A 21,943-nucleotide genomic window follows, 5' to 3' on the forward strand; every position below is an offset into this window, starting at 1 on the left:
ATATCCACATCATGTGACATTGGTTTACTTCAGAGCCAGCCTAACGTTGCGCTTATGCCAACAACCTAAGCCATCTGGAAGAGTTTCATTAATCTGAACGTATTGGCTCGTCACCTTAGTAACTCGGCCATTGTTTAAGCCGATAAACTGGCCTTTCTTGACGTTTACCACGTTGCCTTTGGGTGTTTGCACTAAGCCAAACACGCTTGAGCCACTGCCCATCACGCCTCTTAAACGAAGCTTACTCAGCGGGTACTTCTCTAACTTGCCATTACGAGAACGGGCGCTGGGTTGCCAACAGTCTTTCTTAACCAAGGGTTGGTTTTGCACAATGGCTTCTTTAGGCAGTTCAAAGGGAGGACGCAAAGATCGGCGCTGATAAGTCGCCGCCGTGAATTCAGTTGCTGGGACAAGTTGCTCGACATCTTTTCTCGCCTTGGCTTCAACCTGCGCCACAAAATCTTGCAGTGAGTCTTGATTAGCTTTGCAGCCTGACAACGCAAGCATCAATACGATTGAGTAAAACGCGCTATTGGGTTTCATCATTAACCTCCGATTTAAACTGGTAGGTATAAGCTCGAACCCTAAAGTGCAGCGTGCTACTTTCTTGACTGACTCGCTGCCAATTCACATCATCAAAGCTAATAATACGCGGCAGCTTGGCGATGGCAGCAGAGAAGTCACCAATCTCGTGATAGTCACCTGTCAGCTCTATATTGAGAGGCAATCGATAGAGAAACTCCTTATTCTGCTTTTGCCCCCAATCGATTCGTGTGAAGGTCAGCGAGTTATCCAAGCCGAGCTCATTCACGGAGGCCAACATGCTCGCTAACTCCTTTTGAACGGGCAGCTGCTCTAATAGATAATCGTAGCGACTAGTTAGCTCATCCAACTGGCTCTGCAACTTAGGCAAGGCTGCAACCTTATTCGCCTTTATCCTCAAGGTCGTTTTTAAGGTCTGCTCCTGTTGCTTCATCTGTTTCAGTTCCTCGTCGAGCGGCAGCAGATACAGCCAAGTGCCAACACCTTGGATTAACACCATCAACACCAGAATCACGAGAAGCTGAGGCAACAATGGCCATTCGGTGATCTCATCAACATCGAGATCTTGCAAGCTCATCCTGTTTTGCCTACTAATCCTATTTTGAAGGTTAGCCATGATGCGCCCCCTTATCTTTTCTGCTCGCGGTTGTGTTTTCTAAAGACACAGGGCTAAACACAAAAGAGACCTTGAAGGTCTGAAACTCTTTATTGAAGCGCTTGCGGTTATGAACGATAGAGTGCATCTCGACCCCTTTCAAAGAATCTGAACGTTCGAGGTTGTCCAACATGGTGGCGAGACGAGCAGTGCTGTCGCTGATGCCCGACATTTCAATCTCCTGACCATTCATCTTTATCTTGTCGACATAGACACCCTCTGGAATCAGCTCCGGCATCAAGTTCATGAAGTCGGTGGTCTTATTACGGCCAAGCTGCAGCGACTCAACCACATCAAGTCGAGTCAGAATGGCTTTGTGTTCTTGCTCTGCGACTTTTAACGACTGAATTTGTCGGTCGAGCTCAGCAATGTACCGATTGAGGTAATTGAGGCGAGCTTGCTGCTTGGCTTGTTGATCGTGAAAATAGTGACCAACCGCCCACTGCCCTATAAGCGCAATGATGACGCCAAGAATGACCAGATGGATAAAACGCTTCTTGTGCTGAGCACGAATCTCATCACGCCACGGCAGCAGGTTAATTTGATGCAACATGCTTCTCTCCCTGCCACTTGAGTCCACTCATCGCCATACCCGCCGCGATACCAAAGTGTTGCCAGTCAATCGGCAGTCGGCGTCTCTTGGCGACCTTATTCTCAAATAAAGACAAAGGATTCAATGACTCGCAGCTCAACTGAAAATGGCGTTCTAGCTCTTCGGTTACCATAGGGATGCTGGCGCCCTCGCCCATCAACCAAATCCCTGAGATAGGTTGCTGCGCATTTCCCGATGAATAGAGCTGCAATTGACGCTTGAGCTTCTCAATCAGGTTAACAATGAATTGATGTGTCTCTTCCATAGTACCGAACACGCTCTCGATATCACTCGGGTCATCTGAGCTGCGAAGATCTTGAGTGCCAAAGGCGATGTCTTTATAGAAAGGCGCCGAATTCTGCGGGATAACCCCTAGCGAGGTTTGGTCGATTCCAACATCCACTAGCAACCAGTTTTTCTTATCGGGATACAGGCGCGAGGCCAATTGCCAGATATTAAGTAGCCCATGCGCCTGTGTATCCACCACCACAGGTTTGAAGCCAGCCTTGGTTAATGCATCCGCTCGGCTATCCACAACTTCTTTACGAGTGGCGTATACCTGATAACTGCTTGTCGAACCTTTACCAAATCGTTTGTCTTCCAGCTTTACAAAATCTAAACTCAGCTCCTCGATAGGAAAGGGAGATTGATGGGCGAAGGTTTGATAGATAGAAAACTCTTTTTCTCTGTCTTCTAACTCACTCTCTATTTGCAGTACTTTGCTGATCACCGTGTTATCAGGTACCGAAATGGCGACTTTGCGACAGCCAAAAGGCAGTCCTTTCCTAAGTTCTTTAAGTTTCTTAACAGTTTTCTGATACTCCAAAGTATGGTTAGCTGTAAAAATGTCGTCCGAAATCGGCAGCTCTTTGTATCCCACTAGGGCATACAACTCCCCCACGGGTTTTAGTACCACGGCTTTGATGCTGTGATGATTTATATCTATACCTGTAATTAATGATGAACCCATGTGACCTAGCTCCTGAAGTGCCAAGCATTTCGTTGATTATCTAGGGGTTGTGATTATTAGTTAAATAAGCGTTAATAAACGAAAGCTAAGTTTTTAGCCTAGAGTACAAGGGTTTGCTGCTTATCAGCCTTAACTAATCAGGGATTATCCGGTGAAGTTCATAAAGCGATTATTCATATTTACATTGATTTGCATGATTCTTGGAGTCAGTACAATTTTCGGGTTTTATTTTTACGTAAAACCAGAGTTGCCTGATGTTGCCACTTTGCGCGACGTAGAACTCCAAACGCCGATGCAAGTCTTCAGTCAAGACGGTAAGCTGATCTCTCAATTTGGTGAAAAGCGTCGTAATCCAGTCACTTATGACGAGATTCCTCGCCACTTAGTTGAGGCTCTGATTGCCACCGAAGATAGCCGTTTCTATGAACACCCAGGTATTGACCCAATCGGTATCACACGTGCAGCACTCGTGGTTGCAATGTCGGGTTCAGCCAAACAAGGTGCGAGTACCATTACTCAGCAGCTTGCGCGTAACTTCTTCTTATCTAATGAGAAAAAGATTATGCGTAAGATCAAAGAGATCTTCATTGCGATCCACATTGAGCAACTTCTTAGTAAAGAAGAGATCATGGAGCTTTACGTCAACAAGATCTTCCTTGGTCACCGTTCGTATGGTTTTGGCGCGGCAGCACGTGTTTACTTCGGTAAAGATCTTCCTGATCTCACGCTGAGTGAAATTGCGACCCTTGCGGGTATGCCAAAAGCACCTTCGACAATGAACCCTATTTACTCTGTTGAGCGCGCGACTAACCGTCGTAACGTTGTATTGCGTCGTATGTTAGACGAGAAATACATCACTCAAGCAGAGTTCGATGACGCTCGTAGCGAAGAGCTTATCTCGAAATACCACGGTGCAGAGATCGAACTGAGCGCGCCATATGTTGCTGAAGTTGCACGTGCTTGGATGGTGGAACGCTATGGTGAAGAAGCTTATACATCAGGCATGAAGGTCTACACGACCGTTGATTCGAAACTGCAAAAAGCAGCGAACCAAGCCGCAATTAAGAACCTACTTGGCTACGATGAGCGTCACGGCTACCGTGGTGCTGAAAAAGTATTGTGGCAGACTGCGCAAGCAGCGTGGGATCAAGAACAAATCGTTAAACACCTTAAGTCTCAACCAACCTATGGTGACCTAGTCCCTGCTGTTGTTACCGCGGTTGATTCGAAAAGTGCTCAAATTTGGGTTAAGAACCAAGGTGAAGGCACTATCGAATGGCAAGGCATGAACTGGGCGCGTAAATTCCTAACGGATAACCGCCAAGGACCAGCGCCTTCTCAAGCGAAAGAAATTCTGGCGGTTGGTGAACAAATCTGGGTTCGCCATGAAGCCGTTACCGGCGATGAAGTCTCTGAAGAGCCGACAGAAGAGTCAGCGACTGCAGAATCAGAAACACCGATTGTATGGCGACTAAGCCAAGTACCGAATGCGAACACAGCATTTGTTGCAATGAACCCGAACAACGGCGCGGTATTGTCGATGGTCGGTGGCTTTAACTTTGTCCACAACAAGTTCAACCGTGCAACGCAATCTATTCGTCAGGTGGGTTCTGGTATCAAACCCTTTATCTACTCAGCAGCGATTGAGAAAGGCTTAACGCTAGCCTCACTGATCAACGATGCACCGATTAACCAATGGGATAAGAGCCAAGGTACCGCATGGCGACCAAAGAACTCGCCACCGACTTACGTGGGTCCAACTCGTTTACGTATTGGCTTAGCTCAGTCTAAAAACGTAATGGCGGTACGTGTACTGCGCGAAGTAGGCCTAGATGATACTCGTAACTACCTAACTCGATTTGGTTTTGATATTGACGAAGTGCCTCGTTCAGAGACCATTGCTCTGGGTGCGGGTAGCTTAACGCCAATGAAAGTAGCTCAAGGTTACTCAGTATTCGCTAATGGCGGCTACTACGTTGAACCTTTCTACATCAGTCGCATTGAGACACCATTTGGTGAGACTGAATTTGAAGCGACACCAAAAGTGGTTTGTAAAGACGATTGCCAACAGCAAATGACCTCAGACCTAATGGCTGATGAGTTTGCAGAGCAAGATGTGGATGCCAAAGTACAATACGCACCTCAAGTTATCTCTGAACAGAACGCATTCCTTGTTCGTGAAATGATGTACAGCAACATCTGGGGTGGCGGTGATTGGAGCGCTGGCACTGGTTGGAACGGTACTGGTTGGCGTGCACAACCGTTGAAGCGTCGTGACATTGGCGGAAAAACGGGTACCACCAACGATTCTAAAGATACTTGGTACAGCGGCTACGGCCCTGGCATGGTGGCTACGGTATGGGTTGGTTTTGATAACCACAACCGCAACCTAGGCCGTACTAAAGCGAACTCGAACCTTGGTAAAAATCAGATTACTGGTGCAGAAGCTGGCGCGAAAACAGCAGAACCTGCATGGGTTGATTTTATGGGTACGGCGTTAGCGGGTGTTCCTGCTGAGCGTAAAGAAATTCCGGAGAACATCGTCCGTGTTCGAATCGACCGTGAAACTGGCTTACTGACCAACAAGTTCGATAGCTCATCAATGTTCGAGTACTTCGAGAAAGGCACAGAGCCAACCGAGTACATCACTGAGCGTTTCAATGATGACATCTACTCAACCTCATCAGGTGAAGCAGTAGAAGAACTGTTCTAACTAGGGTTTGTAGAACCTAGTAACATGAACCAACAAAAAGGGTTGATATGAATTCATATCAACCCTTTTTATATATCTGACCAGACTAGGCTCTAAATTCAAGCGCTAAGCCGTCTTCTCCAGTTGAGTTCGAATCGTCTCAGCCAGTTGCTCAAAGCGCCCTTTCAATGGAGAGCCAGGACGGTACGCAACCACAATACGACGTGAAGGTGTTGGGTTTACCGCAGGCACGTAGCACACACCATCTTTTTGCTTTTCCTTGGGTACAGACAATTGAGGTAGCAAGGTAATGCCCGCCCCCGCCGCGACCATGTTACGCAGCGTCTCTAAGCTGGTCGCTTTAAAGCGCTCATCGTCTTTTGCACCCGCAGCAAAACAGAAACCCAAGGCTTGGTCTCTTAAACAGTGACCGTCACCTAGCGCAAGTACGGTTTGTCCATTTAGCTGCAGCATATCGACAGTGTCTTGCTGAGCCCACTCGTGGTCACATGGAACGGCAACACTTAACGGCTCGTCATACACATCGATCTCTTTGAACACCGCCGTTTCATCAACCGCAGCCAGTACTAAGCAATCAAGCTTGCCATCTTCAAGTTGGCTCACTAACTGATGGGTCTGAGCTTCATGCAGGTAAAGCTCAAGATCTGGGAAGCTCTCTTTAAGATGAGGAACAATCTTAGGCAAGATGTAAGGACCCACGGTTGGAATAAAACCAATGTGCATTGGCCCCGTCATCGCTTCACCGTGTCCACTCGCCATATCTTTAAAAGTTTTCACTTCATTGAGAATACGCTTGGCTTGTTCAACAAGTTGTAACCCTGATTCTGTAAATATCACCTTCCTTGGACTACGCTCGGTTAACTGAAGTCCAATTTCATCTTCGAGTTTGCGTATTTGACCGCTTAGTGTCGGCTGACTGACAAAGCACGCTTCTGCCGCTTTTCGGAAGTGTTTATGCTCTGCGAGCGCCACCAAGTATTCAAAGTCACGAATGTTCATGATCAGTCTCTTACCTCAGGTTTTAATAAGAACAAGGGTTCTAATAGAAACATTTAAAAGAAAAATGCTCTTGATAGAATTTACCTATCAAAACCATAACATCAAACGATTAGAGCTATCAAAGGATTTATCTAATAATGGGCTCAACGAAACGAAACAGAGCAACGAAAAACGTTAAGCTCTAATAGAACAAAATTAAAAATACTATTTAAGGAAATCAATATGTTTGCATCTAAAGAAGGTCAATCAATCCCTCAAGTAACATTCCCAACTCGCCAAGGCGATGCATGGGTTAACGTAACGACAGAAGAGCTTTTCAAAGACAAGACAGTTATCGTATTCAGCCTACCAGGTGCGTTTACTCCAACATGTTCTTCAAGCCACCTACCTCGTTACAACGAACTACATTCAGTGTTCAAAGAAAACGGCGTTGATGACATCCTTTGTGTTTCTGTAAACGACACGTTCGTAATGAACGCATGGAAAGCAGACCAAGAAGCGGAAAACATCACATTCATCCCTGATGGTAACGGTGATTTCACAGACGGCATGGGTATGCTAGTTGAGAAAAACGACATCGGCTTCGGCAAACGTTCATGGCGCTACAGCATGCTGGTTAAAAACGGCGTGGTAGAAAAAATGTTCATCGAAGAAGACGTACCAGGCGACCCGTTCAAGGTTTCTGATGCAGACACTATGCTGAACTACCTTGCTCCTGAGCACAAAGAGCAAGAGTCAATCACAGTATTCACTAAGCCAGGCTGTCCTTTCTGTATGAAAGCAAAACAGAACCTAATCGACAAAGGTCTGAACTACGAAGAAGTGGTTCTAGGTAAAGATGCAACAACAGTAAGCCTACGTGCAATCTCTGGTCGCACTACCGTTCCTCAAGTATTCATCGGTGGCAAACACATCGGTGGTAGTGAAGAACTAGAAACTTTCCTAGGCTAATCGCTTCATCGCCGATATAGGCTTAGAAGTATCAGCTAACCCACCCTCTTGTGGGTTAGCTATTCCAAACACTCTTATCTGAGTTTTGGGAAAAAGAATATAGCTGGTGACTCGCCTGTCTTTTACTAACCTATAGTTAGCAATAAAAGCAGAGTCACAAGCTAAACCTAATAAAACAGAATCACAAAACTGACCCGTTATCCTGACTCTCAAAAAAATCACCAGAGTTGGAGGGGTTCGTTCAAACTAAATTCAGCCATTGCGAGAAAATTATTATGAAACAAGTCAATGTAGATGTAGCAGTTATCGGGGGCGGTACGGCAGGTCTAGGTTCTTACCGCGCTGCAAAAGCACACACTGACAGTGTCGTGATGATTGAAGGCGGCCCTTACGGTACTACCTGTGCTCGCGTTGGTTGTATGCCATCTAAACTGCTTATTGCAGCTGCAGAAAGCGTACACCAAATCGAGAAAGCTCCGGCTTTTGGCGTTCACCCACAAGGTGATATCGTGATTAACGGCCGTGAAGTGATGGACCGAGTGAAGTTTGAGCGTGACCGTTTTGTTGGTTTTGTTTTAGAAGGTGTTGATGAAATCCCAGAGCAAGACAAGATCTCTGGCTACGCAAAGTTCTTAGATGACAACACACTACAAATTGATGACCACACGGTTGTCACCGCTAAGCGTATTGTTATCGCGACCGGTTCTCGCCCTGCATACCCTGCCGTTTGGAATGAGCTTGGCGATCGCCTGATCATTAACGACGACGTGTTCAGCTGGGATGATTTACCAGAATCGGTTGCGGTATTTGGCCCTGGTGTTATTGGTCTTGAGCTTGGTCAGTCACTGCACCGCTTAGGCGTGAAGACCAAACTGTTCGGTTTGGGTGGTCAAGTTGGCCCAGTAACTGATCCAGAGATCATGGCTTATGCAGATAAAGCTTTCAATGAAGAGTTCTATCTCGATGCCGACGTGAAAATCGAAAGCATGAAGCGCATTACCACTGAATCGGGTGAGCCACGTGTCGAAATCCAGTTCATCAATAAACAAGGTGAATTAGAAACTAACGTCGTTGAATACGTACTAGCAGCAACAGGTCGTCGCCCTAACACTGACAAGCTTGGCTTAGAGAATACCTCTCTAGAGCTTGATGAACGTGGTGTGCCAATCGCAGACCACTACACGCTACAAACATCACTACCATCAATATTTATCGCTGGTGATGCGAGTAACCAACTGCCTCTACTGCATGAAGCAGCAGACCAAGCTCGTATTGCGGGTGACAATGCAGGTCGCTTCCCAGAGATTCGTGCAGGCCTACGCCGCTCTAAAATCTCGGCAGTATTCTCTGACCCGCAAATCGCGATGGTTGGTGAAACCTACAAAGAGATCACCACACGCTTGGGCACATGTGGCTGTTTCGCAACGGGTGAAGTGTCTTTCGAAAACCAAGGTCGTTCTCGAGTGATGCTGCGCAACAAAGGTATTCTGCACGTATACGGCGAGCAAGGTACAGGCCGCTTCCTTGGTGCTGAGATGATGGGACCAAACGCAGAACACTTGGCTCACTTGTTAGCATGGGCACACCAGAACAAGATGACGGTTTCTGAGATGCTAGACATGCCGTTCTACCACCCAGTAATCGAAGAGGGTGTACGAACTGCCCTACGTGACCTGAATGCGAAACTGCACCTAGGCCCAGAGATGGTGAAACACTGCCTAGATTGTGGCCCGGGCTGTTAATCTCAGACTAGCGCCAGTCAATTAGCAGTTAACAAACGTTAGATACTAAAAAGGAAAGCCATTGGCTTTCCTTTTTGTTTTTGGCAACGAGTAAACTATAGATTCCCGATTACGCTCCTTCGTCGCTCTCGGGAATGACAGCAATTTTCATACACGTCTAGGCGAAGCTAACCAGAATAACGGTGCTTTTCAAAACGCATCTAAGCTGAAGCAGACCAAAGTGACGCATCAGCTAAACCAAAACTAAACTCGTCATTCCAGAACCGAGGGACGAGGTATCTGGAATCTCTTGAAGCCATTGCGTCACTAAAAGCTTTAAGCAATTACTTCTCAGCAGCAATCACAGAGATCTCAACAAGTAGCGCTTCGCGAGCCATGTCGCCAGTCACACATGCGCGAGCTGGAGCGTGACCTTCTGGTACCCATGCATCCCACACTGCATTCATTTCTTGGAAGTCTTTCATGTCTTTCAAGTAAATCGTTGCTGACAGCATGTGCTCTTTGTCGCTGCCTGCTTGCTCAAGTAGCGCTTCTACTTTATCTAACATGGTTTGAGTTTGTTCAGTGATGTCTTTAGTTGCATCAGCACAAACTTGGCCACATAGGTAGATAGTACCGTTGTGTTTAACAATACGGCTCATACGTTGCTTGGTTTCTTGGCGCTCAATCATCGACTTTCTCTCTCTGTGTCACCGTGATCCAATATCTTGTGACGTGTTATTATCAGGGCAACAAGCATAACGCGAATCAAACCCAAGATGACATGCATTCATTGCAATAAAAGTGAAAAAATCCGTAACAAACTCGGTCGCTGCCAGCGTTGCATGAATCAGCTGATGGTGTTGTCGATTTTGAGTTGGGGAGTATGGTGGCTGTTTTTCAGAGAAGACCCAAAAACCATCAATGCCATCGCGTTGATGATGGCCGCTTTCGCGTTCAGTGGCTTGCTGTCGTTGCATTGGGTCATGAAGTTTGTGGTGCTACCGTTAAAGGGCAAAAAACGTTAGCTGGAAGTCTTTATTGGATAAAGAGTAGTGATTAGAGACAGGGCTAAACAATCCGATAATTCATCATAATTTTCGAGCTATTGTCATTTCCCGAACAGCAGATAGAAAAAAGCCCCAGAACCAATCGATTCTAGGGCTTTCTTAGAAAATTCTAAGAAAAAGCAGTGGTACTTTAATAGACCGGGCTTTTCTTAGTTTGTTCCCAAAAAAGATCAGATTTTTGATCTTTTTTTTAGGAGCTATAAAATCAATGCCTTATGCAACATTAACCTTAGCAATTATCTGCTCTACCAAGTTCACTTCCAATGCCACTTCATCACACGCATGTTGACGAGGACACTGGTCACAATCTTTCAGTACCTTCTCAGGCAGCAGAGATTTCGATGTTGGTAAGAAATCATGCTTCATAAAGAACTCTGGAGTACGAGTCAGCACAAACACCTTCTTGATGGCCATTTGTCGCGCTTTCTCAACCAAGTGCTGCACAATTGCGGTACCCTGCCCTTGACCTTGCCAGCCAGCTTCGACACCCAGTGAACGGATTTCCGCTAGGCCAGAGTCATACACATAGAGTGATGCACAACCTGTCACCTCACCATGATGCTCTGCGACCGCAAACGAGCCAATATCACGCACCAGTTCATTACGAGAACGAGGTAGGTTTTCACCCATGTTCGCCCAGTAAGCGACCATACCTTCCAACGCTTCAATATCGGTCAGACGAGCAGGACGAACCTTGACGATGGACGTATCACGCTGTGATAAACGTTTCTCAGCTTGGTCAACCGCGTAAGCCACTTGCTGTGGAGATACACCGCCTAGCGCGCTACGTTTTTCAAGACACGATTCAATGGTCAGGATGTCATACACATCTTCCTCAATCACCTCAGAGAACTCTTTCATCTCTGCGATGGTTAATTCTTCTAATGCACAGCCTTTAGCAATCGCCGCCACTACCGTCACACCAACAATATGGTGAGCTTCACGGAAAGGAATCCCTTTCGCTACTAGGTAATCAGCCAATTCAGTTGAGTTCGCGTAGCCTTGTTTCGCGGCTTCAAGTGTACGTTCGCCGTTCACTTTAATGCCGTCAAAACAGAGTGCTGCCATTTCCATACAATCATTCCAAGTATCTAAAGCGTCGAACAGACCTTCTTTATCTTCTTGCATGTCTTTGTTGTACGCCAAAGGCAGAGCTTTTACTGTCATCATCATTGCCGCTAATGAACCGTAAACACGGCCAGTTTTGCCACGGATAAGCTCTAGCGCATCTGGGTTTTTCTTTTGTGGCATCAGAGATGAACCTGACGTCACGGTATCCGCTAACTCGATGAAGTTTGATTCACCTGAGTTGTAGAAAATCATATCTTCTGCAAGACGCGAAAGGTGAAGCATAGAGATAGAAGCAATCGACATTAGCTCCATCACATGGTCGCGGTCAGAAACTGAATCTAGAGAGTTGCGCGTTGCACGACGGAAACCTAAGTTGTGAGCTAACTCTTCACGGTCCATCGGGTAAGCTGTTCCAGCAAGGGCACCAGAACCCAGCGGACATGTGTCTAGACGCTTAATCGCATCATTCAAACGTGAATAATCACGCTCAAGCATTTCAACGTAAGCCAAGCACCAGTGAGCAAAAGTTACCGGCTGAGCACGTTGTAAGTGAGTGTAGCCAGGAAGCACGGTTTCTTGATGCTGAGAAGCAACGTTCACCATTTGGCTTTGTAGGCGATCCAATGCCAGTAGCAGTTGGTTACCTTGCTGACGACACCATAGTTTCAGGTCTGTCGCCACTTGGTCGTTACGAGAACGGCCAGTGTGAAGTTTTTTGCCCAAGTCACCGACTTTGCCGATAAGTTGCTGCTCAACCCAGCTGTGAATATCTTCTGCATCAGAACGTAGAATCTGTTCAGGATCTTCCATCACCTCAAGTTTTAGCTCATTCAGCGCTAACTCAAGCTTCTGTTGCTCTTCTTCTGTTAATACGTTGACCGACAGTAGAGCTTTAGACCAGGCAATTGAGCCCACAATGTCTTGCTCAGCCAATCGGTAATCAAAACGAAGAGAATCGTTAAAATCTTTGAACCGGGTGTCTGCTGCTTGGGTAAATCTACCGCCCCATAATGCCATTGTGTATCTCCTAATTGCACAGTGCTCACTGTTTTTGCAAATGATAATTCTGATTAAGATTCAGTATTTTTCTGATGGTTTAAACTTACGGCAATTCAAAATGAAAATAAAGTATTAATTCATTATTTTCACATATTTATTCACCAACAGTTCAATCCATTGATTATTTTTAGCGTGGAGCGCGAATTATATGCCATCCGATAGTAAAAACCGAAGCTGATTTATTAGGCAAATAGAAAGTAAAAAGCCCACTCACTAATCAATAGTGAATGGGCTTTGCATAATAATGTCTGTTTACTAACCTTCAATCTTTCATCAAAGGCTAGCTCACTAACTCATTGTTAGGATTACTTTTGGCTATTCAAAGCACGGATACGGCTTGATAGCGAGTAAAGGCGGATGAAGCCTTCAGCATGGCTTTGGTCGTAAACTTCATCTTCACCAAAGGTTGCAAACTCTTCTGAGTACAGGCTGTTGTCAGAACGCTTCTGAGTCACCGTTGCATGGCCTTTGTAAAGCTTGATAACCACTTCACCATTCACGTCTTGTGCTAGCTCTTCTGTCGCGGCAAGGATTGACTTACATAGTGGAGTGAACCAACGACCATCGTATACAAGGTGAGAAGCCTTAACACCGAGCTCTTCACGGAATTCGAATGCCGCTTTATCAAGAACCAGTTGCTCTACTGCACGCAGTGCTTCCATCATGATTGTGCCACCCGGAGTTTCGTAACAACCACGAGACTTCATGCCAACAAGACGGTTCTCTACGATATCGATACGACCAACACCGTGCTTAGCACCTTTCTCGTTTAGGTAAACCAGTGCGTTGTATGGCGTCATTGTTTCGCCATCAACCGCAACCACTTCGCCTTTTTCAACTTTAAGCGTCACTGTTTCAGATTCGTTTGGCGCTTGCTCAGGGTCTACAGTCCAAGCCCAGCAATCTTCGTTAGGTGCATTCCATGTGTTTTCTAGAACGCCGCCTTCTGTTGAGATGTGCCATGCGTTTGCATCACGCGAGTAAATCTTAGTAAGAGAAGCCGTACAAGGGATGTTACGCTCAGCCAGGTAATCTAGACACTCTTCACGACTCACTAGATCCCATTCACGCCATGGTGCAATTACGTGTAGATCAGGTGCTAGTGCAGCAAATGCGCCTTCAAAACGAACTTGGTCATTACCTTTACCAGTACAGCCGTGACACAGTGCGTCTGCACCTACTTTACGTGCGACTTCAACCTGTGCTTTCGCGATGATTGGACGCGCCATCGACGTACCTAGTAGGTATTTACCTTCGTAGTAAGCGCCCGTTTTCAGCGTTGGGTAGATGTAGTCAGCAACCATCTCTTCTTTAAGGTCTGCGATGTAACACTCAGATGCACCAGAAGCTTTTGCTTTCTCTTCGATACCAATCAACTCTTCGTCGCCTTGACCAACATCCGCAACAAACGCAACCACTTCACAGTCATAGTTCTCTTTCAACCATGGAATGATTACTGATGTGTCTAGACCGCCAGAGTAGGCTACTACAACTTTCTTTACGTTAACTTTGCTCATTTTCTTTCTCCTAGTTTCCATACTGCACATGGCGGTCAGCGTTGGAAATGACTTCATAATTATATGTTTATTTAATTTGTCTAAATTCTTTAAGTAGTGACTCGTTGTGAGACCTACTGAGGTAAAAACTGTGTTCCTATGCTTTTACCTGAAAACAGTTGTGTTAGCTTTTCTGGGTATCGCCAAGTGGCAACTTCGATTGGTCGTCCAAGGTCGTTAGCGGCTTCTAGTGCAGCTTGAACCTTAACGATCATGCCGTCGGTAATCACTTTGCCGGCAATAAGGTCATCGGCTTGCTGTTGATTAAGACTTGGAATGAGGTGGCCTTTGCCATCCAACACACCACTTACATCAGAAAGCAGTACCAGTTCAGCATCAAGTGCGCCCGCAACGGCAACCGCAGCTTGGTCGGCATTGACGTTCATCAGTTGACCTTGCTCAGTAAGACCAATTGAGCTAATGATTGGCAGTGCGCCCGCATTAAGAATCGCTTGCAGAACGGTTGAGTCGCCCGGCTCCGCTTTTCCTACCGCGCCCAGTTCAGGGTTCAGTTCGCTCACTTTGCATAAACCACCGTCTGCTAGGCTTAAACCAACGGCATTGATACCGTCTTTAATTGCCTGACCTTGAAGTAGTTTGTTGGCCGTGCCCGCTAGTGCACCAGCGATCACAGGGATCTGATCATAAGGAGTAACACGTAGCCCTTCTTTCTTAACGGTTTCTAGATTCAACTTATTCATCAAATCATCAACAAGGTAACCGCCACCGTGAACAATCACGATTGGTCGTTGTGCCTGTTGTTGGTAAGCAGAGATAGCACCAAATAACTTGCTAAGTGTTTCACCACAAGATAGCGCTGCGCCACCTAACTTTATGATTAATGGTTGATTATTAAGGCTCATATCTAGATTTCCTTACACTAACGCAGTTAATGGCGCAAAACCATAACGTAAATTTAAACACTGCATCGCTTGGCTAGATGCACCCTTTAATAAGTTATCAATCGCTGAAACAACGATGATGTGTTGACCTTGAACCTTCCAACCCAAGTCGCAGAAAGGTGTCTGTTCTACATCTTGAATTCTTGGCAGTGTCTCTTCGAGTAATCTCACCGCAGGTTTACCTTGGTAAGCTTGCTCGAAGGCATCTTGTATCTGTTGTTCTGTCACGCCTTCAGCCAATTTCATGGTAATGGTTGCCAAAATGCCACGCTTAAAGTTGCCGAGGTGCGGGGTAAAAATCACATCACATCCTAAATGTGCAGCCATTTCAGGTTGATGACGGTGATTGAATACACCATAAGCTTGCAAGCTCACTTCGCAGAAGCTGTTGACCATCGTCGCCTTGCGGCCTGCACCAGTCACACCGCTGGTTGCGTTAATCACTGGCCATTGGTTTTCATCCAGTAACTTGGCTTCAACCAAAGGCTTAATCGCCAGTTGTGATGCGGTTGGGTAACAACCCGCGACAGCGACAAGCTGAGCTTCTTTAATTTCTTGTTCGTTCCACTCAGCTAAACCGTAAGCCGCTTTGTCTAGCCATTGTTCGTGTTGATGTTCAAAACCGTAAAACTCTTGATAGAAGTTTTCGCCTTTAACTCTGAATGCACCCGATAGGTCGAAGACTTGGCAATCGTTCTCTAGAAAAATTGGCGCTAGGTCGTGACTAACCTCGTGTGCCGTTGCTAAGAAAATCACATCAGATTGTTTAGCTACTTCTTCCGGATTTGTTAAAGGTTGTACTGGCATATCAATCAAGCCAGCTAACTTACCGTGCAGTGCCGCAATAGGTTTACCTGCGTCTACACTATTGGCTGAGACATATAAACCTGATAGCGTGAGCTCAGGGTGTCTGTTTATCATTAGAGCCAGTTCTGCTCCTGTGTAGCCGCTTGCGCCAATGATCGTGGTTTTCAACATCTCAACACATCCATTTTTGAGGTAAGTTACATTTCAAATTTGACTATTCATACTTAATTTTTAGCTTTATTTGATTTCTTATGCATTAAATATGATTTAATATGTGTTTTACCGACTTATGGTTTTCCTGTCAATAGTAGAAGTGAAGTTATTATGCAATTACCGAGTTTTCTTGAGGTCTACAAAGGCCTAATTTCCACAGACTCTATTAGCTCGACCGATCCAAGCTGGGATCATGGCAACGAGAAAGTGATCGAAAAAATGGCTCAATGGTTTAAAGACGTAGGCTTTAGCGTTGAAGTCGTGGAAGTCGAACCCGGCAAGCATAATATGGTCGCTAAGATGGGATCGGGCGAAGGTGGCTTGCTACTCGCAGGACACAGCGACACAGTGCCATTTGATGAAGGACGTTGGAACTTTGACCCTCACGCACTAACAGAACACAACAATCGCTTCTATGGATTAGGCACAGCCGATATGAAAGGCTTTTTCGCTTTCGTTTATGAAGCGGCAAAGAAGATGGATTGGAGCAAACAGACCAAGCCGCTATATGTATTGGCAACCTGTGACGAAGAGACCACCATGCTGGGTGCGCGTCATTTCACTGAAAATGCACCGTTTAAACCGGATTACTGCATTATTGGTGAGCCAACCAGCCTTGTGCCGATTCGTGGCCATAAAGGCCATGTTGCTAACGCTGTGCGAGTAACGGGTAAATCAGGTCACTCTTCTGATCCTGCATTAGGTGTCAACGCCATCGAGATCATGCATGAAGTGTTGTTCGCTTTAATGCAACTGCGTGACAAGCTAGTCAAAGAGTATCACCACCCGGGTTTCGCAATTCCAAGCCCCACTCTAAACCTTGGCCATATCCACGGTGGCGACAGTGCCAACCGTATCTGTGGTTGCTGTGAGCTGCACTATGATGTGCGTCCTTTGCCAGGTATCAGCCTAGATGGCTTGGATAACATGCTGCGCAGCGCACTTAAAGAAGTGGAAGCAAAATGGCCGGGCAGAATCGAGATTACGCCACTGCACGAACCTATCCCAGGTTATGAGTGCCAACACGACCATCCATTTATTGGTGGCATGGAATCAGTTTGCGAAACTGAATCACAAACCGTGAACTACTGTACAGAAGCACCTTTCCTTCAAGAACTTTGCCCAACCTTAGTGCTGGGGCCGGGCTCTATCGACCAAGCTCACCAACCAGATGAGTTCCTAAGCTTCGATTTTATCGATCCAACGATTGATGTTCTGAGTAAATCTATTCGTAAATATTGTTTCTAGCTATTGCTACCCTTGCGATACTTTTTTATAAAAGCTGCCCTAAAAGGTGGCTTTTATTCTGTTATCCCAGCCAAAGCCTGATCTTGTAATTAAATTTCACTTTATTCCGAAGTCTTGGAAAATTTACTTCTCCCGCATTTCGAAAACTAATAATTGCAAACTTAGAATGCTTTATTTGACTAGATACAGCACTTTTCGCTAGATTGTGTACTTAACAAGGAACAATGGATGTAATTTTTTTACGAGGCAGGATGACAATGAACGAGAAATACGCCGCTCTCAAGAGTAACGTAAGCATGCTGGGACGCTTGCTAGGTAACACAATCCAAGATGCACATGGTGACGTTATCTTAAAGAAAGTGGAGACTATCCGTAAACTTTCCAAATCCGCCCGCGCAGGCAACAAAGCTGACCGTGACAGCCTAGTTGAAGAAATCAAAAACCTGCCGAACGAACAACTCACTCCTGTTGCTCGTGCATTTAACCAATTTCTCAACCTCACCAACATGGCAGAGCAGTACCACACCATCTCTCGCCACTGTGAGGAGCATGTTTGTGAACCAGACGTGCTGCAATCTCTATTTTCCAAATTAAACCAGAATGACATCAGCAAGCTAGACGCGGCTCAAGCCGTTCGCGACCTGAACATTGAACTCGTTCTGACTGCACACCCAACAGAAATCACTCGTCGCACCATGATCAACAAGCTAGTTAAGATCAACGAGTGTCTGTCTAAATTAGAATTAAGCGACCTATCACACAAAGAGCGCGTGAAAACCGAACGCCGCCTAGAGCAACTGATCGCTCAAGGTTGGCACTCAGATGTGATTCGTCAACAACGCCCAACGCCACTTGATGAAGCTAAGTGGGGCTTTGCGGTTGTAGAAAACTCTCTATGGGAAGCCGTTCCTGACTTCCTACGTGAAATGGATGGCCGACTAAAAGGTTATCTTGGTGAAGGCCTGCCGATCGATGCACGCCCAGTACACTTCTCATCTTGGATGGGCGGTGACCGCGATGGCAACCCATTCGTAACGCACACCATCACTAAGGAAGTTCTGCGCCTATCTCGTTGGAAAGCTGCCGATCTTTACTTAGGCGACGTAAACGAGCTGATTACCGAACTGTCGATGACTAAGTGTAATGATGCCGTTCGTGAGCTAGCAGGTGATGAACACGAAGCTTACCGTGCAATCCTGAAGAACCTACGCACTCTACTGAACAACACGCTAGAAGTGCTGGATGCAAAATTGCATGACACAGAGGTTCCGAAGAAAGAAACACTACAGAACATCGAGCAACTTTGGACACCGCTTTACGCATGTTACCAATCGCTGCACGAATGTGGCATGGGCGTAATCGCAGACGGTTCTCTGCTTGATACTCTGCGCCGCCTAAAAGCGTTCGGTGTACACCTAGTTCGTCTCGATGTTCGTCAAGAAAGTACTCGTCACTCAGATGTACTGTCTGAACTGACTCGCTACCTAGGCATTGGCGACTACGACCAATGGAACGAGCAAGACAAGATTGCTTTCTTAACCAATGAATTAAGCTCTAAGCGTCCGCTTCTTCCTCGCGATTGGGAGCCATCTGAACAGGTTAAAGAGGTTTTAGACACCTGCAAGGTTATTGCTGCTCAACCTCGTGAAGCCTTCGGTGCTTACGTAATTTCTATGGCTCGTACTGCATCAGATGTACTGGCTGTTCACTTACTACTGCAAGAATGTGGCTGCCCATACCGCATGGACGTATGTCCGCTGTTCGAAACGCTAGACGACTTGAACAACTCAGAAGCAGTAATGAAACAGCTAATGAGCATCGACTTGTACCGTGGCTTTATCCAGAACCACCAAATGGTGATGATCGGATACTCTGACTCAGCGAAAGATGCGGGCGTAATGTCTGCAGGTTGGGCTCAATATGATGCAATGGACAAACTGGTTAAGGTTTGTGATGAAGAAGGCATTGAACTGACTCTATTCCACGGTCGTGGCGGTACGGTTGGTCGTGGTGGTGCTCCGGCGCACGCTGCTCTTCTTTCTCAGCCACCTAAGAGCTTGAAAGGCGGTTTACGTGTAACAGAGCAAGGCGAAATGATCCGCTTTAAACTTGGCTTACCAGACGTTGCTGTAAACAGCTTCAACCTTTACGCAAGCGCGATTCTAGAGGCGAACCTTCTGCCGCCACCTGAGCCAAAACAAGAGTGGCGCGACCTAATGGAAGTGCTATCTCAAGTATCTTGTGAGGCTTACCGCAACGTGGTTCGTGGCGAAGAGAAATTCGTACCTTACTTCCGTCAAGCGACACCTGAACTGGAGCTAGGTAAACTGCCTCTTGGCTCTCGCCCTGCGAAACGTAACCCGAACGGCGGCGTAGAAAGCCTACGTGCGATTCCATGGATCTTCTCTTGGAGCCAAAACCGTTTGGTACTGCCTGCATGGTTAGGCGCTGGTGAAGCGATTCAGTACTCTGTAGATCAAGGCCATCAAGCCCTGCTCGAAGAGATGTGTCGCGAGTGGCCGTTCTTCTCTACCCGTCTCGGTATGTTGGAAATGGTGTACTCGAAGTGCAACATGGAAATCGCTAAGTACTACGACCAACGCCTTGTTGACGAAGAGCTATTACCATTAGGTGAGTTACTGCGTGAACAGCTGCAAAAAGACATCAAAGCCGTGCTAAATGTTGAGAACAACGAGAACCTAATGCAGAGCGACCCTTGGGGACTTGAGTCAATCCGCCTACGTAACATCTACGTTGAGCCACTAAACATGCTTCAAGCTGAACTGCTTTACCGTACTCGTAAGTGTGAAACACCACCAGCAGAGCTTGAAGAAGCGCTAATGGTGACGATTGCAGGCATTGCAGCAGGCATGCGAAACACTGGTTAATTAGTGATTCCTACCATTCAACAGACAAAAGGTCGCCTAGTGCGACCTTTTTATTTCACAAAATAAGCAATAGTGAGTTTTTTGTCAGTTTTTTGGGTTATTTTGTCCATGTATTCTACTTTATGCTTATTATTTAGATATACTACTGCTCCGCTGCGGAAACACTCCAAAAAATAATCTGCAGCATCTTGACCAATAAACTGGTCAACCTAGGTGATAAACGGCTTTGTAAGGTGACATAACCAACCGATGAGTTGGTGCTACTTAGACATAACCAATATAACGTGCCATTAGAAGCACACTTGTTGTTTAAGTATTTGTTTACTGTTTACCATTTGGATTTCAGACATGTCATTACCACACGTAATTCTAACCGTTTTAAGTACACGCGATGCTACTGGTTACGATATCACAAAAGAATTCTCCGCAAGCATTGGTTACTTCTGGAAAGCTAGCCATCAACAAGTTTACCGCGAGCTAAATAAAATGGCTCAGAACGACCAGGTAACTTGCGTGCTTGAGCCTCAAGAAGGCAAACCTGATCGTAAAGTTTACTCTATCACTGATGCTGGCCGTGGCGCGCTAGGTGAATGGTTTGAACAACCAACTGCACACCCAACCGTTCGTGACGAGTTCTCAGCTAAGCTAATGGCTTGTGCTGTACAACCTTCTGACGCTTACCGTGTACAACTTGCTGAGCTAGTAGAAGAGTCTCGCAAACTGGTTTCTCACTACCGTGAAATCGAAGCAGCTTACTACGCAACGCCATCGACACTAGACAAGCAAGCACGCCTTGAGCGTCTAACACTTCGTCGTAACCTACTTATCCGTGAAGCATGGATTGTATGGGCTGAAGAAGTACTGCTTGAACTTGGCGCTCTAGCTTAAGTTAAGCTAGAAAAGCAAAAGGCTTGAACTCTATGAGTCCAAGCCTTTTTTGTATCTATAGGATTTGAAATGTTACTGCCAGAGGCTTTTTACAAGTGCTTAGGCTTTACTTCTTAGACTTTTCTTACAGCGCAGCGACTTGCGGACGAACACCTAGCGTATGGCAAAGTGCATAAGTCATTTCTGCACGGTTTAGCGTATAGAAGTGGAAATCTTTCACACCTTCACGGCTCAGTGTACGAACCATATCAATTGCTTGGCTAGCACCAACAAGCTGACGAGTCGTTGGATCATCATCCAAACCTTCAAACTGCTTCGCCATCCAGCCCGGTACTTTTACGTTGTTCATCGCAGCAAAGCGAGATGCTTGCTTGAAGTTAGAAACAGGTAAGATGCCCGGTACGATTTCAACATCGATACCTGCCGCCACACAGCGATCACGGAAACGTAAGTAACTTTCTACATCAAAAAAGAATTGCGTGATGGCACGGTTAGCGCCAGCATCCACTTTACGCTTCAGGTTAATAAGGTCTGATTGAGCACTTTTTGCTTCAGGGTGAACCTCAGGGAAAGCTGCAACAGAGATATCAAAGTCGTGGCGAGATTTAAGCAGCTCAACCAAGTCAGATGCATACATATCTGGAGCGCCACCGCCTGCTGGGATATCACCACGCAACGCAACAATGCTCTCAATGCCATTTGCCCAGTAATCATCAGCAATTTGAATCAGCTCTTCACGGCTAGCATCAATACACGTTAAGTGTGGTGCAGCAATTAGGCCTGTTTGGTTCTTAATTTCTTTAATAATTGAGTGGGTACGATCACGCTCACCCGAGTTTGCACCGTAGGTTACTGATACAAATTTTGGTTGGAGTGTTTTAAGACGGTGAACAGAATTCCACAAGGTCTCTTCCATCTTCTCACTGCTTGGTGGAAAAAACTCAAATGACACATTGATGTTGTCAGAAAGCTCAGCGATATTCTGATTTAAAGCGTCGATATGGCCTGCGTGTGTGTATCCCATCTTACTCTCCCTGTGGCAAAAACAACCACTAAAACTCAAATCCTTAAACGACGTTTAGACGTCTATATGTCTG

General features: G+C 46.1%; 19 protein-coding genes. 8 read left to right on the forward strand and 11 right to left on the reverse strand.

Annotated elements, in window-relative coordinates:
* Positions 1 to 24 precede the first annotated feature (24 nt).
* The 4 genes from AB4185_RS11160 to pilM are packed head-to-tail and all read right to left on the reverse strand — an operon-like array spanning position 25 to position 2,760.
* Positions 25 to 543, reverse strand: coding sequence for a pilus assembly protein PilP (locus AB4185_RS11160; protein ID WP_017063694.1), 519 nt, complete (start codon positions 541 to 543; stop codon positions 25 to 27).
* The gene (locus tag AB4185_RS11165) at positions 530 to 1,159 is read right to left on the reverse strand and encodes a type 4a pilus biogenesis protein PilO (protein WP_017061128.1); all 630 of its coding nucleotides are present in this window, start codon (positions 1,157 to 1,159) and stop codon (positions 530 to 532) included. Before AB4185_RS11165 ends, AB4185_RS11160 begins: the two co-directional genes overlap by 14 nt.
* Positions 1,152 to 1,751 (reverse strand): PilN domain-containing protein, encoded by a 600-nt coding sequence (locus AB4185_RS11170; protein ID WP_372135456.1) that lies wholly within the window; start codon positions 1,749 to 1,751, stop codon positions 1,152 to 1,154. The genes AB4185_RS11165 and AB4185_RS11170 overlap by 8 nt, the downstream gene beginning before the upstream one ends.
* Positions 1,735 to 2,760 carry a type IV pilus assembly protein PilM gene (gene pilM / locus AB4185_RS11175; RefSeq protein WP_372135457.1) on the reverse strand — a complete coding sequence of 342 codons (1,026 nt, stop codon included), beginning with the start codon at positions 2,758 to 2,760 and terminating at the stop codon, positions 1,735 to 1,737. Before pilM ends, AB4185_RS11170 begins: the two co-directional genes overlap by 17 nt.
* Positions 2,761 to 2,911: 151 nt before the next feature.
* Between pilM and AB4185_RS11180 the strand changes: the two genes are divergently transcribed.
* Entirely contained in the window at positions 2,912 to 5,473 is a 2,562-nt protein-coding gene (locus AB4185_RS11180; protein ID WP_372135458.1) for a penicillin-binding protein 1A, read from the forward strand.
* Between the two features lie 105 nt (positions 5,474 to 5,578).
* Here AB4185_RS11180 and oxyR read toward each other — a convergent pair whose 3' ends face one another.
* Positions 5,579 to 6,472 (reverse strand): DNA-binding transcriptional regulator OxyR, encoded by an 894-nt coding sequence (gene oxyR / locus AB4185_RS11185; RefSeq protein ID WP_017061132.1) that lies wholly within the window; start codon positions 6,470 to 6,472, stop codon positions 5,579 to 5,581.
* Between oxyR and AB4185_RS11190 the strand changes: the two genes are divergently transcribed.
* From AB4185_RS11190 to AB4185_RS11200, 3 genes are all read left to right on the forward strand, one after another.
* The gene (locus AB4185_RS11190; protein ID WP_372135459.1) at positions 6,471 to 6,650 is read left to right on the forward strand and encodes a hypothetical protein; all 180 of its coding nucleotides are present in this window, start codon (positions 6,471 to 6,473) and stop codon (positions 6,648 to 6,650) included. The genes oxyR and AB4185_RS11190 overlap by 2 nt on opposite strands.
* Before the next feature lie 44 nt (positions 6,651 to 6,694).
* Positions 6,695 to 7,423, forward strand: a complete 729-nt coding sequence (locus AB4185_RS11195; RefSeq protein WP_017061133.1) for a glutathione peroxidase — start codon at positions 6,695 to 6,697, stop codon at positions 7,421 to 7,423.
* 275 nt (positions 7,424 to 7,698) lie between these two features.
* Complete coding sequence (locus AB4185_RS11200) at positions 7,699 to 9,165, forward strand: dihydrolipoyl dehydrogenase (RefSeq protein WP_017061134.1); 1,467 nt, start codon at positions 7,699 to 7,701, stop codon at positions 9,163 to 9,165.
* Between the two features lie 323 nt (positions 9,166 to 9,488).
* Here the strand turns inward: AB4185_RS11200 and AB4185_RS11205 are convergent, their stop codons facing one another.
* Complete coding sequence (locus AB4185_RS11205; protein WP_004729674.1) at positions 9,489 to 9,836, reverse strand: RidA family protein; 348 nt, start codon at positions 9,834 to 9,836, stop codon at positions 9,489 to 9,491.
* A gap of 87 nt (positions 9,837 to 9,923) precedes the next feature.
* Here AB4185_RS11205 and AB4185_RS11210 point away from each other — a divergent pair, with 87 nt between their 5' ends.
* Complete coding sequence (locus tag AB4185_RS11210; protein WP_029235423.1) at positions 9,924 to 10,172, forward strand: DUF3624 domain-containing protein; 249 nt, start codon at positions 9,924 to 9,926, stop codon at positions 10,170 to 10,172.
* A 255-nt stretch (positions 10,173 to 10,427) separates the two neighbouring features.
* Here AB4185_RS11210 and argH read toward each other — a convergent pair whose 3' ends face one another.
* The 4 genes from argH to argC form a co-directional block, all read right to left on the reverse strand.
* Positions 10,428 to 12,302 (reverse strand): argininosuccinate lyase, encoded by a 1,875-nt coding sequence (argH, locus tag AB4185_RS11215; protein ID WP_017061136.1) that lies wholly within the window; start codon positions 12,300 to 12,302, stop codon positions 10,428 to 10,430.
* Positions 12,303 to 12,649: 347 nt separating this feature from the next.
* Positions 12,650 to 13,861: an argininosuccinate synthase gene (locus tag AB4185_RS11220; RefSeq protein WP_017061137.1), complete on the reverse strand. Its 1,212-nt coding sequence runs from the start codon at positions 13,859 to 13,861 to the stop codon at positions 12,650 to 12,652.
* Positions 13,862 to 13,974: 113 nt separating this feature from the next.
* The gene (gene argB, locus AB4185_RS11225) at positions 13,975 to 14,763 is read right to left on the reverse strand and encodes an acetylglutamate kinase (RefSeq protein ID WP_017063686.1); all 789 of its coding nucleotides are present in this window, start codon (positions 14,761 to 14,763) and stop codon (positions 13,975 to 13,977) included.
* Positions 14,764 to 14,775: 12 nt separating this feature from the next.
* Positions 14,776 to 15,780, reverse strand: a complete 1,005-nt coding sequence (gene argC / locus AB4185_RS11230; protein WP_017063685.1) for an N-acetyl-gamma-glutamyl-phosphate reductase — start codon at positions 15,778 to 15,780, stop codon at positions 14,776 to 14,778.
* 153 nt (positions 15,781 to 15,933) lie between these two features.
* On the opposite strand from argC, the gene argE reads away from it, so the two are divergent.
* The 3 genes from argE to AB4185_RS11245 all read left to right on the forward strand — a co-directional run bounded on the left by argE (position 15,934) and on the right by AB4185_RS11245 (position 20,846).
* Entirely contained in the window at positions 15,934 to 17,070 is a 1,137-nt protein-coding gene (gene argE, locus AB4185_RS11235) for an acetylornithine deacetylase (protein WP_009848891.1), read from the forward strand.
* 251 nt (positions 17,071 to 17,321) lie between these two features.
* Complete coding sequence (gene ppc, locus AB4185_RS11240; protein ID WP_372104527.1) at positions 17,322 to 19,958, forward strand: phosphoenolpyruvate carboxylase; 2,637 nt, start codon at positions 17,322 to 17,324, stop codon at positions 19,956 to 19,958.
* A gap of 348 nt (positions 19,959 to 20,306) precedes the next feature.
* Positions 20,307 to 20,846 carry a PadR family transcriptional regulator gene (locus AB4185_RS11245; RefSeq protein WP_017061141.1) on the forward strand — a complete coding sequence of 180 codons (540 nt, stop codon included), beginning with the start codon at positions 20,307 to 20,309 and terminating at the stop codon, positions 20,844 to 20,846.
* A 124-nt stretch (positions 20,847 to 20,970) separates the two neighbouring features.
* Here AB4185_RS11245 and metF read toward each other — a convergent pair whose 3' ends face one another.
* On the reverse strand, positions 20,971 to 21,870 hold the full coding sequence (metF, locus tag AB4185_RS11250; RefSeq protein ID WP_371724714.1) for a methylenetetrahydrofolate reductase: 900 nt from the start codon (positions 21,868 to 21,870) through the stop codon (positions 20,971 to 20,973).
* Positions 21,871 to 21,943 lie beyond the last annotated feature (73 nt).

The organism is Vibrio sp. 10N.286.48.F5 (assembly GCF_041469785.1).
GTDB lineage: Bacteria > Pseudomonadota > Gammaproteobacteria > Enterobacterales > Vibrionaceae > Vibrio > Vibrio crassostreae_C.